The sequence below is a fragment of the Paenibacillus sp. J22FR83 genome (assembly GCF_059691955.1).
Genome location: NZ_JCAUAM010000005.1, coordinates 24646 through 36641, shown reverse-complemented (window position 1 = coordinate 36641; position 11996 = coordinate 24646). Strand labels below are relative to the sequence as shown.

Annotated in this window: 17 protein-coding genes; 2 read left to right on the top strand and 15 right to left on the bottom strand. The window is 45.1% G+C overall.

Annotation, left to right across the window (positions count from 1 at the left end; translation table 11 throughout):
* Positions 1-72: 72 nt before the first annotated feature.
* The 11 genes from AC58PV_RS10490 to AC58PV_RS10440 form a co-directional block, all read right to left on the bottom strand.
* Positions 73-1071, bottom strand: coding sequence for a CobW family GTP-binding protein (locus tag AC58PV_RS10490; RefSeq protein ID WP_497432201.1), 999 nt, complete (start codon positions 1069-1071; stop codon positions 73-75).
* Between the two features lie 38 nt (positions 1072-1109).
* Positions 1110-1652, bottom strand: a complete 543-nt coding sequence (locus AC58PV_RS10485; RefSeq protein ID WP_497432200.1) for a hypothetical protein — start codon at positions 1650-1652, stop codon at positions 1110-1112.
* A gap of 3 nt (positions 1653-1655) precedes the next feature.
* Positions 1656-2810, bottom strand: a complete 1155-nt coding sequence (locus AC58PV_RS10480) for a metallophosphoesterase (protein ID WP_497432199.1) — start codon at positions 2808-2810, stop codon at positions 1656-1658.
* 30 nt (positions 2811-2840) lie between these two features.
* Positions 2841-3521, bottom strand: a complete 681-nt coding sequence (locus AC58PV_RS10475) for an SOS response-associated peptidase (protein WP_497432198.1) — start codon at positions 3519-3521, stop codon at positions 2841-2843.
* A 145-nt stretch (positions 3522-3666) separates the two neighbouring features.
* On the bottom strand, positions 3667-4191 hold the full coding sequence (locus AC58PV_RS10470) for a YhjD family protein (protein ID WP_497432197.1): 525 nt from the start codon (positions 4189-4191) through the stop codon (positions 3667-3669).
* The gene (locus tag AC58PV_RS10465) at positions 4188-5462 is read right to left on the bottom strand and encodes a DNA polymerase IV (protein WP_497432196.1); all 1275 of its coding nucleotides are present in this window, start codon (positions 5460-5462) and stop codon (positions 4188-4190) included. The genes AC58PV_RS10470 and AC58PV_RS10465 overlap by 4 nt, the downstream gene beginning before the upstream one ends.
* Positions 5459-5830 (bottom strand): YhjD family protein, encoded by a 372-nt coding sequence (locus AC58PV_RS10460; RefSeq protein ID WP_063795520.1) that lies wholly within the window; start codon positions 5828-5830, stop codon positions 5459-5461. The genes AC58PV_RS10465 and AC58PV_RS10460 overlap by 4 nt, the downstream gene beginning before the upstream one ends.
* 270 nt (positions 5831-6100) lie before the next feature.
* Complete coding sequence (locus AC58PV_RS10455; protein WP_497432195.1) at positions 6101-6367, bottom strand: hypothetical protein; 267 nt, start codon at positions 6365-6367, stop codon at positions 6101-6103.
* A 35-nt stretch (positions 6368-6402) separates the two neighbouring features.
* On the bottom strand, positions 6403-7020 hold the full coding sequence (locus AC58PV_RS10450; RefSeq protein WP_497432194.1) for a hypothetical protein: 618 nt from the start codon (positions 7018-7020) through the stop codon (positions 6403-6405).
* Positions 7021-7075: 55 nt separating this feature from the next.
* Positions 7076-7432: a hypothetical protein gene (locus AC58PV_RS10445; RefSeq protein WP_497432193.1), complete on the bottom strand. Its 357-nt coding sequence runs from the start codon at positions 7430-7432 to the stop codon at positions 7076-7078.
* Positions 7433-7474: 42 nt separating this feature from the next.
* Positions 7475-7651: a hypothetical protein gene (locus AC58PV_RS10440; protein ID WP_497432192.1), complete on the bottom strand. Its 177-nt coding sequence runs from the start codon at positions 7649-7651 to the stop codon at positions 7475-7477.
* Positions 7652-8001: 350 nt separating this feature from the next.
* Here AC58PV_RS10440 and AC58PV_RS10435 point away from each other — a divergent pair, with 350 nt between their 5' ends.
* Together AC58PV_RS10435 and AC58PV_RS10430 are read left to right on the top strand one after the other, a co-directional pair.
* Positions 8002-8373 carry a DUF3992 domain-containing protein gene (locus AC58PV_RS10435; RefSeq protein WP_497432191.1) on the top strand — a complete coding sequence of 124 codons (372 nt, stop codon included), beginning with the start codon at positions 8002-8004 and terminating at the stop codon, positions 8371-8373.
* A 34-nt stretch (positions 8374-8407) separates the two neighbouring features.
* A complete protein-coding gene (locus tag AC58PV_RS10430; protein ID WP_497432190.1) occupies positions 8408-8749 on the top strand; it encodes a DUF3992 domain-containing protein in 342 nt (113 codons plus the stop codon).
* 49 nt (positions 8750-8798) lie between these two features.
* On the opposite strand, the gene AC58PV_RS10425 is transcribed toward AC58PV_RS10430, so the two are convergent.
* The 4 genes from AC58PV_RS10425 to AC58PV_RS10410 form a co-directional block, all read right to left on the bottom strand.
* Positions 8799-9200, bottom strand: coding sequence for an S-Ena type endospore appendage (locus AC58PV_RS10425; RefSeq protein WP_497432519.1), 402 nt, complete (start codon positions 9198-9200; stop codon positions 8799-8801).
* A 362-nt stretch (positions 9201-9562) separates the two neighbouring features.
* Positions 9563-10588, bottom strand: coding sequence for a hypothetical protein (locus AC58PV_RS10420; protein ID WP_497432189.1), 1026 nt, complete (start codon positions 10586-10588; stop codon positions 9563-9565).
* A gap of 260 nt (positions 10589-10848) precedes the next feature.
* Positions 10849-11136, bottom strand: coding sequence for a stage VI sporulation protein F (locus AC58PV_RS10415; protein WP_068668745.1), 288 nt, complete (start codon positions 11134-11136; stop codon positions 10849-10851).
* A 535-nt stretch (positions 11137-11671) separates the two neighbouring features.
* Positions 11672-11938, bottom strand: a complete 267-nt coding sequence (locus AC58PV_RS10410) for a DUF1294 domain-containing protein (RefSeq protein WP_497432188.1) — start codon at positions 11936-11938, stop codon at positions 11672-11674.
* Positions 11939-11996: the final 58 nt, after the last annotated feature.

The following is an 11996-nucleotide window of genomic DNA, read 5'->3' as shown; positions in this document are numbered from 1 at the left end:
AGTGTAGAACGATGACGGAATTTGTACTCACTTATTTCGCCCTAGGATTTTCCATTTCGACTAGTTGATTTTCTAGGTAGCAGACTCCGCTTCTAATTTCAACAATTCTGCGCGAATAACATCCCTAGCAAAGTTCTCCCCGATGAATACCGCGACATCAGGCACATCACCTTTCGGCGTTATTTTCACAAAATCCATCTCTCTATAGGCGTACTGGAATAAGAACCGACTTGAGGTATCCGAGAAGCTGAGAATCCCTTTGGCACGATATACTTCCTGGGGAAGTTGACTCACGAATTGTTCAAATGCGTTACTATCTACAGCCCGTTCAAAGAAATGAGTATACGCCATTACATGGTTATGCGAATGATGATGATCATGCCCATGATGGTGCTCGTGGCTATGTGGAACTGCCTCTTCGTCCGATAGTTCCTGAGCAGGTGATCCGTCAGAACCCTCTGTATGGATGTCTTCAATTAGCTTGATATCGATCTGACTGAACACCGTATAATGCAAATCCGCATAAGGATTCCATTCCCGTACGAGATCATGCACTTCTTGAAGCGCCGACCCCTGCAGCAAATCTGTCTTATTGAGCAAAAGCAAGTTCGCACAACGAATTTGATCCCGCATGAGCCGGTAGGTTTTACCGCGACTTGTGCGATTTAATTCTAGCAGCTGCGGAGCATCCACAACCGTGATCAGGGCTGAAAGCTCTATCGGAAGTATGAGCGAGGCATCCGTAATCTCATCAATAATTTCCATCGGATTCGCAATTCCTGTCGATTCTACGAAAATTAAATCTGGCTGCTCTCCTGTCACTAATTCGTTCAACGCTGTGGCAAGATCACCACGACTCGAACAACATATGCATCCGCCAAGCAGCTCCGACATGGGAACTTCATTAGCGATTAATTGTCCATCCAAATTCACTTCGCCTATTTCATTCATAATCACAGCCGGCTTGCGACCCGCTTCGGTGAAATAATCGATGGCCTTGGTAAGTAACGTCGTCTTACCGCTCCCGAGAAATCCTGATAACACATAGACATGAATCCGTTTGTTTGCCATTCGTGCTGCTCCCCTCCGTCGTGAGGCTTATACGCCCACTACTCTGTCTTTACTTCAAATTTCGTGGCCAAGATAGGCCATTTTCCAACGATACCAACCAAAAAAGGAAATAACTTTGCCCACAATAAACTGGTACTTGGATCTGTAGGCTTTAACGGTAACTCTATGCGGTCGTACAGAATTCTCGTTGCTTCGTGGACCAGCTTAAGCGCCAAATCTGCTGGATCCTCCTCTGTTACTGCCTCTAATCTAGGGAGATACAACTGTACGATTGATTCCGATAGTCGATGCTCTGCTAAGTTGTCTGAAGCCATCACTTCGCCCATGCCTAAGCTGACTAAGCGTGCTGTTTCTTCCTCAAATGCGTGCGGGATGCAGTAAATCTCTAGCGCCAACGCCGCTACATAAATCTCTCTTAACAGTTCATCTTCTTTGGCCATCGTTAAGACAGGTTGTGGTAGGTAGGCAACTATAACAGGCTTTAGCGTTTCCCAGCTATTTTCTATGCCCTTCATCGTAAACTGCATCATCGCTGCCGCCAATTCCGCAGGCGTAATTTGTTTCTTCTCTAACTCTTGCATTGGTTACCCCTCTTTTCTGTCATGACTTGTAAAATGGATTGTCAGCTCAATAATTTCGGATTGGCTGCCTAGCCGTATCGGCGGTCCCCACGTTCCGAAGCCCGAGGACACCAGCGCATGTAAATTCCCTTTGCGTAAGTAGCCCCAATCCAGTTCAAAGATACGTCTAGTGAACAGGTGGTTCGGCGCTATTTGACCACGGTGTGTATGGCCTGACACATTCACATCAACGCCTGCGGCGGCGGCGACATCTAACTGGTAAGGTTGATGGTCCATCACGATAATCGGCTGCGCAAGATCAACTCCCTCCATCAAGGAGGCTAACGATTGACGTCCGCCAACGGCATGTTCGGCTGATTTATCTTTACGTCCCACAATAAATAAGCGCTCTTGAACATGAACAACTTCATCCATCAGCACACGAACGCCGATTTGTTCCATTTGTTCCACGAAGGCTGGAATATGTCCGCCATAGTATTCATGGTTGCCAAGCACAGCATACACGCCCAATGGAGCTTGCAGCTCTCGCATGGTCTGTCCCATGTGATACCGGATAAAAGGTTTAATATCATCATCAATGACATCACCTGGCAACAAAATCAAATCAGGCCCCATTGCCTTCACCTGCTTGACTAGCTTGCGCAAATGGCGGTTGCCAACGACAGCCCCCAAATGAATATCCGAAGCGACAGCGACCCGAAGGCTTTCCCAGTCCCCAGCTTGCTTGGGAATCGTAATCTCATATTTGCGGATCACCGGAGTTCGCGCCAGATAAGAGCCTACTAGTAGGAGAATAAGGACAATGGCTGTAACCAGTATAGGCACATAGCTAGCTGACGGAACAGACGATGCATACAGCACACCAATCACCACATCTGTTACCGGCAGAAGAAGGATCCCAAATTGAATGAGAGCCAACCAGTAGGAGCCGATGATGTTAAGCAGTCGAGTTAGCGTCGGAGGCAGAACCTTCGCTCCAAACCGCCCTATGACATAGGCGAACGCAACGATCCAAAACACAGGCCAATACAACCAGGGATGAAATAAAGCTCCCCCTACATGCGATAGAAAAACCTTCAAGTGCCAGCCTATATAGCCGTTAATCGCCGCTACAATAGCAAGTATAATCGTGACCCTGAGCCACATCCCATTTCTCATGTTTCTTGACGCTCCTATTCCCTCAACCTTTTAAAGCAACAGACGTATCGGCTCGATACATTGCTCATCATCATTGCGTACATTCCCTACTCGACTTGACACTGGATACGCCATCATGAGCTCTGAGGGGTACGGTTTCAGAAGCGGACGAAGTTGATCAACGTTCTTCATACTGCGGTCTAACCAAACAGCTTCCTTCTCTCGTGGCAAAATAACCGGCATACGCTCATGAATATCCTTCATCATCTCGTTCGATTCCGTGGTAATGACCGTGCATGTCGAGATGCGCACTCCTTCGGGAGATGTCCATGTATCGTAAAGCCCTGCCATACTAAACAACTCCTTGCTGCGCAGCATGATGCGCATAGGCTGCTTATGCTTGCCGCTTCCTTTCCAATCATAGAAAGAATCTGCTGGAATTAGGCAGCGTTTACGTTCAAATGGCTTGCGGAAGGCAGGCTTGTCCGCCAAGGTCTCGGAGCGCGCATTAAGCATCTGGTAGCCAACTTTCTCATCTTTGGCCCATTCAGGAATCAGTCCCCAGCGCAGTTCGCCTAGCTTATTTCGCTGCCCATCATGCACAATCGCCATCACCTGCTGACCGGGCGCAACGTTATATTTAGGACTATATCTCGGCATAAAAGTATCGTACATATCGTAGCGCAGCATCAACTCTTCTAACGTTACGGTGATCGTATAGCGTCCGCACATAGCTAAACATCCTTCTCCTTCACACGGTTATCCATTCTCCTTTCTCCATTATGGAAAAAAGATAGGCTTACGTCAATTCGCACAGCCTGAAGAACCGTTATTCTTCAAGCTGTGCGAAGAGCGCTAGCGTTATATTCAGGCTGATTCACAATTTTTTCTTCGTTTCCTTCTCTAACACACTCACACGCGGATCCGTCGCATAAATGGTTGTGACCAGACTGTCGGCATAGCGGCCGATTCTTGCCCCAATTTCAGCACGCATATAGTCCCTCGTCATCGTAAATCGATCTTCATGCTCGCGGCACCGATACCGGTAACGGATCATCTGATCGTCTTTCTCCTCTTCCGCGACATGCATGTCATTCTCGAGCATATAGCGCTTTACTTTCGCTAAATCGGCGTACATATTCTTGGCCAGCACCTGAGCTACCTTCGAATAGAGGGTCCTTAGCATCTCGGAGGAGCGTTCCACTTCGCTCGCCCTTCTCACAATAATCGTATGCATGACTGGCAGCAGCACAGATTCTCGTATAATACTAATATCGTCCGCTGTTGGGCGCTTCGTAGGAATCGGTTTATCATGACGCTGGCCCTGAGCTGCTTCCCGGTGTTGGGGTAACATCATGCGGCTTGACTCCCATAAACCGTTATTCTGCAATTTTTTGCTCATTTGTAATGACCTCCGATTTTGAGCGAGCGAACCTTCGCTTGGCCAGCTGTCGTCAAGGAGGACGCCCGAACAATTGCCGCATTGCCGAACCGATCCTTAATGCGATCCGTTACCTTCTCTAATTCACGTGCCTTCACTTGATCTTCAAAAAGCGTGAGCTGATACGTTTCATCGTCCACGAACTGGCTTAACATAACACCTGCACGACGCACTGGCATCGTGTCCCAGAATTTATAGAAAAGCTGTTTCACAGCTTGAAATACAGTACCGGTATGATTCGTCGGGTCCGGCATCTTCATCTGTCGCGAGAAGCCTGTCGGCGCATCAAAGGGACTGCACATGCAACTCACCGTCACGATAGACGCCATATAGCCTTTGCGCCGGCAATCCCGACACACCTCTTCCGTCAGCTCCATGAGTATCGTATTCACTTCTGACGATTCTGCATAGTCTCTCGGCAGCGTCATCATATGCCCGATCGACTTCGGCGGCGTATCGAACGTACCCGGCGTGACTGGACTGTCATCCAGCCCGTTTGCCGTTCGCCACATGACCTCCGCATGAATGTCCGACTGCTTGCCGAAACGCGCGCGAAACTTCTGCTTGAGCTGCGGCAGCGGTGTTCGTGCCACATCGCCAACGGTATACATGCCCAACTTGGCAAAATGGGCGGTCATCCGCGAGCCAACTCCAAACATTTTGCTAACAGGCTGCTCCCACAGTTCAGCAAGATCGGAAGGCAGCAGTGTGAAAATGCCGCTCGCATTCTTTTTCGCCCAAATATCGGTCGCGATCTTCGCTAAAATTTTATTTGAGCTAATGCCTACACGAACTTTAACGCCTGTTTGCTTGAGCACCTTATACTGCAGGGCCATCGCTAGGTTCTCTGCATTCCCGTAATGCGACAGACTCCCTGTGACGTCTAGGAACTGCTCATCAATACTAAATATTTCAACGAGATCCGTAAACTCCTGATAAATCTCAGTAATCATCAGTGAAATATTAATATAATGCTGCATCCTCGGCCGCATAACGATCAGCTCAGGGCACTTCTTCAGCGCTTCACCCAACCGCTCGGCTGTCGATACGCCGAAGCCTTTGGCAACAGGGCAGGCAGCTAAAATAATACCCGACCGGAGCGCAGGATCTCCCGCAACGGCAACCGGCTTATTCTCTAGTCCTGGATGATCGGCCTTCTCGATGCTGGCATAAAAACTCTGACAATCCGCCAAGAAGATCGTTCGTTCCCCACCCTTGTTCCCCTTACTCATCGCAATTCCCCCCGCATATTCATCAGCATAGTCATAAGCTCAGCCTTGACCAAACTACGAAGCATCGTGAAATGATGAATGTAACCTCGAACTTTGTATTCGACTTGAATCCCTAAAGCATTCATTTCCGTGTGAATTACCTTAATCTCTCGCTGCTTCATCTTGCTTTTCAACTGTTGTAATTCTGGATAAATCCCCATCTCAACCTCTCTGAGATAGAAAAGAATATGATTATAAACAATTTTATCTTTATAAACCTTAAGCTCTTCCATATCTCTTGCCAGCATATCAAGCAAAATCGGCAACAATGTGTATTCCTTGATCATTTGAACATCCTCTTCTGTCTCTACTCTTGATGAACCACTCATGTTCTCACCACCATATGCGAACATACATTCGTTTTTCCATATTATATACCGAACAGGTATTCGTTATGCAAGTGGTTTTTTAAATATTTGAGTAATGGATAAAAACACCAAAAACCCAGATGAACTCTGGGCATAATTACGTGAATTTAGTCAAAGAAAATCGCTTACACGGCCTAATTGCAATAAAATAATCGAACATGGGGAGAGGTTAATCGAAAAAACTGGCAGATGTTATGTAATAGCTGCGGCGCTACCAATAAGAATCGCTAGTTACATCTCTTTAATAGACTCATCTTTAAAATGAAAATGTTCATGATGAATAGCATCCATCCCAATTAACTTTCCGTTCTTTTTATGATAGTAAGAAAAGTCATTGTTAATTGGCATCCGAAGCAGTTGGTAGTTATTATCTCTGGGCATGGATTCAATTTGCTTCAAGGCTAATTCGCGTGTTGTGAATAGGCCAACTGGAAAGAAATTCGGGAATGATTTTGTATTATCCGCTACGAATATTCCCCATACATATGTTTCAACCATTATCACTGTTCTCCTTCTCCTGCGTTAAAACGCTTCTAAAAAACAAATTCCTTCTCGTTATTTTCCTCATCAACATAACTAATCTTATGGATCGTTTTCCAGTTACCCCAATTTTTAATACTATCTACCTCAACACGAAATAATTCTTTATATGGAACACTCATCGGACTAGAAAAATCATAAAAGACAAGCTCATACGGACATGCCCAGTAGCAGCCATCAACCACTATTAGATTTTTTTGTTGGAAATATACTATTTCAGCCCAGCAGAACCCACGACCTTTATAAGCTTCTTCAGGGACATAATGTTTAGTTTGTCTATTCAATAAATCAATAATTGAATAACCCTGATAATCAAGTCCGCACAATAGGTATTCAGTTCCATTTGCCTCCAACCAACTATGTAAAAATGAGCCGAGGTTTCTATAGATAGTGTCAATAATATTGTTGTTACTGTCCATGACTATCCCTTTAGTGTAATTATACCTGGTAATTCCTTCCATATGATTATAGTGATAGACTACCAGTTTAAATTTCTTCGATGGTGAACTAATAATTTCAGTTTCCTCTGGTTTGTGGAACATTTCCTGAAAATAATACATCATCTCAGTTCTCTCTTTGAGAAATTGAGCGTCTTTAACGATGTTCCTCATATGTATTCACCTCACACTTCTATACAAAATCGTCTAACACCTGACTTAATTTTTTTCAAGTTTTAGCTGTTCCCCAAACAACTGATATGTAAGGTTTTGTTCTTAAAGTTAGAGTTTTAAATTGTTTATCATGGAATAACAACAAAACAAATTCCGAATCTCCTTGTTTTTTTATTTCTAATCCATAAACTTCTTCTAGTGCAAGTTCTAGTATGACCTTGTTTTCTTGATGCCATCTCATATAAACAGAAGAGATACTTGGTTCTATATCAAACTCTAGCACATCAGCCTCTCGTTTTAGAATGAACCTCCATTGTTTATAGTAGTCAGGAACATCCAAATCTTCTAAGGTTAATTGTGGTTCACATCCAAAAATATCGATAAGTTCGTGTTCTTCTGGGAAAATCTCCATCCTTTGAGCCACCTTGCTATGATTAGTAGAATCGTGATTAAATTACTTCCTCCTAGCTAATCCAAACATGACACTAGCCAAAATAATGAACAATGTGGCGAGTCCCCAACCAATTAGACCTGAATAAGGTATCGTATCCTTTGCAGCTACACTAAACATGACCGATGCTGGAATCAATAAACAGTAGACCACTATATACTTCTGATATGTATTGTTCATTTATTAACTCCAATCTTTACTATTACTCGGTGAATATTGCCTTCCTTTTTACAATGCATATCTGCCAATTCGTTCAAACGACAAGTGAGCAGTATGTTTTTCTTATTCGACGTTGTGTTCTTATATTCCTTGGCTATCCAAGTAACGGAACCACGTTAGAAAATGGTGTAAATACTCAGCACAAGCACATTTGACTCTCACCATCACATGCGAACATACATATCCTCCTTTTAAAATCTCCCCCCACATGTCATATTAAATATTCGTTATTCAGGCGAATGTCCAAGCGTACAGGTGATTGCCTGCATTAAATAGTTTAGAAACAACAAAAAACGGAGGTTTTCTTACCTATGGCATGCGATAATTCGGCTACAGCTTTAACTTGCTGCTCAGAGAAAAATTTCGTACAGGATAAAGTATGTGCGCCATGGACTGGCACAGTAATTGCCGCAGATGTAGACATTGTCGCTTACACGAATAATATTAATCCGAACCTAGTGGGCACGGGATATGTGAAATTTGATTCAGGACCTGCTGCGATTACCTTGGATGTATTAAATAGTGCGGGTGCTTCCATCTTAACAGCTGCGGTTTCCATTGAACCTGGAACAAGTCTGGCTTTTACTTACCAACGCTTCGCCACTATACAATTAACACTGGATGGAGGAGACGACGGTTTGTATCAAGGCGAATTTTGTATCACAACTCGTTACTCCATTTAATAATGCCGTTTGACAACTAAAGGAGGTACTCATCATGTGCTCTTGTAGTAATACAGCGCTTAGCTGTTGTTCAGAAAAAACCTACGTGCAGGATAAAGTATGTACGAACTGGCTGCTGCCTGCACTGGGAACAGCCACTGTTTACACCGATAATATGGCAACTCTGATTAGTGGCACTGGATATGTCAAAAATGAAACCGGGACCGCTGCCATTACGGTAGCATTCCTCCGTTCGGGAGCTCCCGTCATGACCGCTATCACGGTACCCGCAGGAGGTAGCGCTACGTTTACGGTTGGACGTTTCGATACGATTACTGTTACGACTACAGCAGCGGCAAGTGGGGAATTTTGTATAACCGTGCGATATAGCATGTAAAAGCACGCTGCAATATAGGTGGTTTTTCACTTAACTGTGAGAAACCACCTTATTCATGATCGCAGCATGAAGGTTCGGATTGGATTTGAAGTGTAGTAGAAATGACGTACTTGCCTTCTACATACCCCATTTCATCTCCCAGTGAAGAGATCGTTATTGCTTTGACACCTTGGCCTATAAAATTAACGGTACTGCCGGGAGGAACGCTCAGTCTTTTGTTATCAACGACATCGGTTTCAATGTCAACCTCTAGTGCTTGGGTGCTGCTCGCGTTCGAATATATGCTAATCTGAGCCACTTCAATCTTGGAATCCACATCCATCTCCCATATCCGGAATCCAGGCTGATTGCCTTGAAGAAGTATATTGCCGCAGCATTCCTTATTAATGGTTGTTGGCGGAGGTAAAGGATGGCAATGAGAGGGCTTAGGTGGTGGACAAGGTCTAACCATTGGGGTGTATATTAGCTTTGGACTCGGGTTCCACTCTGGCTTTGGCTTATTGGTTGGATAGCGGCTGCGAGAAGAAGGTAGAACGGTGGGTGTGATCCTCGTCATCGTTTGACGATAACACCGCTTTTTTTGCTTTGGCCTGGTGACTCTCCCTTTGTTTAAGGATAGGCAGGAAGACGATGTTTTGTGCACGATGCTCAGCTCTATAAACTTTTTCCTCGCTCTGGACTTCTTCTTGATCACACTCCTCCTCCTCCTCCTTCCTTGGAACGTCCATTCCTTGTGTATACTTATATTAGATGAATGTTCCCCCTCAATGGTTATACATGTTTTGGATTTATTTCAACTATAAATAGACTAGATTAGGCAATCTGGTGTATCGACCATACAACTCCCGTCGTACCATTTCCTATGTTAATCGAAATTGTTAATCCCGCTGCATTGTAGAATAGACCAACAACATCGCCCGCCGTCAAAATAACGTCCCCAGCCAATGTTATTTCACCCGTTCCCAATACTGCCCGTAAAGTTAAAACCAATGCGACGTTAACATTCAAAATAGGTAGAAAACCGCTCACCAAATTGACGGCGGAAGGAGATGTGCGCTGCACGGCAAAAAAAGGATTGATCCCCGCGCCTATGCCCACACTGACAGCTGCAGTCGTGGAGTAGTTAACCGTTGCTAGTAACGTGTAGCTCCCTGTTGTCGGTGCCGTGAAGTTGCCTGTAACTGCGTTAAAATTGGCATTGCCATAATACGGACTAGCCGTCGACCAATTCGTAAGCTGTGTGCTTGTTGCAATGGATAGTGTAGATAAAAATGCCGAAAATCCATTTGTGGCAAAATTCGGTCCGGTGGCTCCTGTTACTCCAGTCGCACCTGTTACACCAGTCACTCCTGTTACTCCAGTTGCCCCGGTGGCTCCAGTTGCTCCTGTTACCCCTGTAGCTCCTGTTACTCCGGTGGCTCCTGTTGCCCCTGTAGCTCCTGTTGCCCCGGTGGCTCCAGTCACTCCTGTTACTCCGGTTGCTCCTGTTACTCCAGTTTCACCTGTTACCCCTGTAGCTCCTGTTACTCCAGTTGCTCCTGTTGCTCCTGTTGCCCCGGTGGCTCCAGTTGCTCCTGTTACCCCTGTAGCTCCTGTGACTCCGGTTGCTCCTGTTACCCCTGTAGCTCCTGTTGCACCAGTTGCTCCGGTGGCTCCGGTTGCCCCTGTAGCTCCTGTTGCACCAGTTTCTCCTGTTACTCCTGTTACTCCTGTTACTCCTGTTGCTCCAGTTGGACATACGCACGGAATGCCGCTGCAGCTTAACCCAACCGAACATGAACAATGTCTATGTGATCTTTCTTGAAATTCATCCTCACCTGCTGGACCGCAATAATTCACGAATCAGACCCTCCCTAAGCCAAACCATGCAAGAACCTTCCTTGCTTCAAACAACTTTATTACTAGTAAATGAATTTCAGCCTAATATGCTTGTACTCATGTCTCTCCTCAGATAAAATGTACCCTGACCAAAAAGACCTTATGGAGTTTACCCAAAGGCCATAAGCAGCTATTTAATTAGACGTAGTTGCCCCTCCAAACAGCCAAAACGCCACAACAGAGCATCTCACCGCTCCACATGTGGCGTTTTCATCATGCAACTATCGGAATATAGTCCATAATTTAATCAAATGAAACGTGTTGTTCGGATCAATCTTTTGCGCCAAAATAAATGTTAAGATCTGGTGTGTCTGGGTCCCGCTGAGTTTCTCTCCAAAAATACCTGCGGCAAGACCAATTAAGCGCGTAACCTTCGCCGTGTTTTGTAAATCTGCTTTCGTGACGCCTTGCAGCAGCATTTTGATACGTTCCTTCACCTCGGGATTTTTCAACTTGAACTTTACACGCTCCACGAGCGCAGGATCGATGCCATATTGCTGATAACTCATCCCCGCACCTCCGATACCCTTCATGCTCTATCTTATGAGTGAATATGGGCAAACTTGCCTGAAGCCGATGCATATAAGATAAACCAAAGACCCAGTGTACGCTGTACAAGATATTTGGCAAATTTCTCCTCTATGCAAACGCACGTAAATTTGGGGTGGCGGGGTGCCAATGCATGACGTCAGGATCAAATAAATGGAAAAAATACAGTTAAACTCGAGCTATTTATTAAAAATTAGCAATTAACTGGATTTTATGCATGTATTCTATTCATAAATTCGAAAAACTGCCGAAACCATTGATTTTACCTACATAATTTCCATCTAATCTTCAATTATGGAAGTTTTCAGCGAAAATAGTTGGACTTTTTCCAGTTAAATCGTTATCAGTAGGTGCACGGCGCGGCGTCTGAGCAGGGGGATCAAAGGGTTACGGGATTCGGGGTTTGCGGGTCAGGGGGCGGGTTACAAGTTACGCCTCGCCTACCCACCAACTATCAAAAAAACAGCCACCGTTACCGGCAGCCGTTCCCTTCACTTACATATACAAGGCAATACAAATGACGCAGATGCAATTTAACGCGATGAGCAGCGGAAAACCCACAACAAACGAAGTATGCTTCGTTTTGTGACGCCACATTCGCATCCCGAGCCAACCGCCTATCCCGCCACCAAGAGCAGCAAGTAGAAACAGGCGTTTCTCGGGGACCCGGCGTCCGCCTTTTTTGGCTTGTCCTTTGTCATGTCCCATTTCAATAAACGTAATGATATTCATCACTAATAAATAGATAAGAAAATAAGTCACAGCCGTACACCTTCGTTCTCCTAAAATAGTACAACTACTCCTATCTTAAAAGGGAACG

What these genes read in the sequence shown, in the direction of transcription:
- AC58PV_RS10490 (WP_497432201.1), bottom strand. Translation starts at nt 1,071, where the DNA reads ATGGCAAACAAACGGATTCATGTCTATGTGTTATCAGGATTTCTCGGG.
- AC58PV_RS10485 (WP_497432200.1), bottom strand. Translation starts at nt 1,652, where the DNA reads ATGCAAGAGTTAGAGAAGAAACAAATTACGCCTGCGGAATTGGCGGCA.
- AC58PV_RS10480 (WP_497432199.1), bottom strand. Translation starts at nt 2,810, where the DNA reads ATGAGAAATGGGATGTGGCTCAGGGTCACGATTATACTTGCTATTGTA.
- AC58PV_RS10475 (WP_497432198.1), bottom strand. Translation starts at nt 3,521, where the DNA reads ATGTGCGGACGCTATACGATCACCGTAACGTTAGAAGAGTTGATGCTG.
- AC58PV_RS10470 (WP_497432197.1), bottom strand. Translation starts at nt 4,191, where the DNA reads ATGAGCAAAAAATTGCAGAATAACGGTTTATGGGAGTCAAGCCGCATG.
- AC58PV_RS10465 (WP_497432196.1), bottom strand. Translation starts at nt 5,462, where the DNA reads ATGAGTAAGGGGAACAAGGGTGGGGAACGAACGATCTTCTTGGCGGAT.
- AC58PV_RS10460 (WP_063795520.1), bottom strand. Translation starts at nt 5,830, where the DNA reads ATGAGTGGTTCATCAAGAGTAGAGACAGAAGAGGATGTTCAAATGATC.
- AC58PV_RS10455 (WP_497432195.1), bottom strand. Translation starts at nt 6,367, where the DNA reads ATGGTTGAAACATATGTATGGGGAATATTCGTAGCGGATAATACAAAA.
- AC58PV_RS10450 (WP_497432194.1), bottom strand. Translation starts at nt 7,020, where the DNA reads ATGAGGAACATCGTTAAAGACGCTCAATTTCTCAAAGAGAGAACTGAG.
- AC58PV_RS10445 (WP_497432193.1), bottom strand. Translation starts at nt 7,432, where the DNA reads ATGGAGATTTTCCCAGAAGAACACGAACTTATCGATATTTTTGGATGT.
- AC58PV_RS10440 (WP_497432192.1), bottom strand. Translation starts at nt 7,651, where the DNA reads ATGAACAATACATATCAGAAGTATATAGTGGTCTACTGTTTATTGATT.
- AC58PV_RS10435 (WP_497432191.1), top strand. Translation starts at nt 8,002, where the DNA reads ATGGCATGCGATAATTCGGCTACAGCTTTAACTTGCTGCTCAGAGAAA.
- AC58PV_RS10430 (WP_497432190.1), top strand. Translation starts at nt 8,408, where the DNA reads ATGTGCTCTTGTAGTAATACAGCGCTTAGCTGTTGTTCAGAAAAAACC.
- AC58PV_RS10425 (WP_497432519.1), bottom strand. Translation starts at nt 9,200, where the DNA reads ATGGTTAGACCTTGTCCACCACCTAAGCCCTCTCATTGCCATCCTTTA.
- AC58PV_RS10415 (WP_068668745.1), bottom strand. Translation starts at nt 11,136, where the DNA reads ATGAGTTATCAGCAATATGGCATCGATCCTGCGCTCGTGGAGCGTGTA.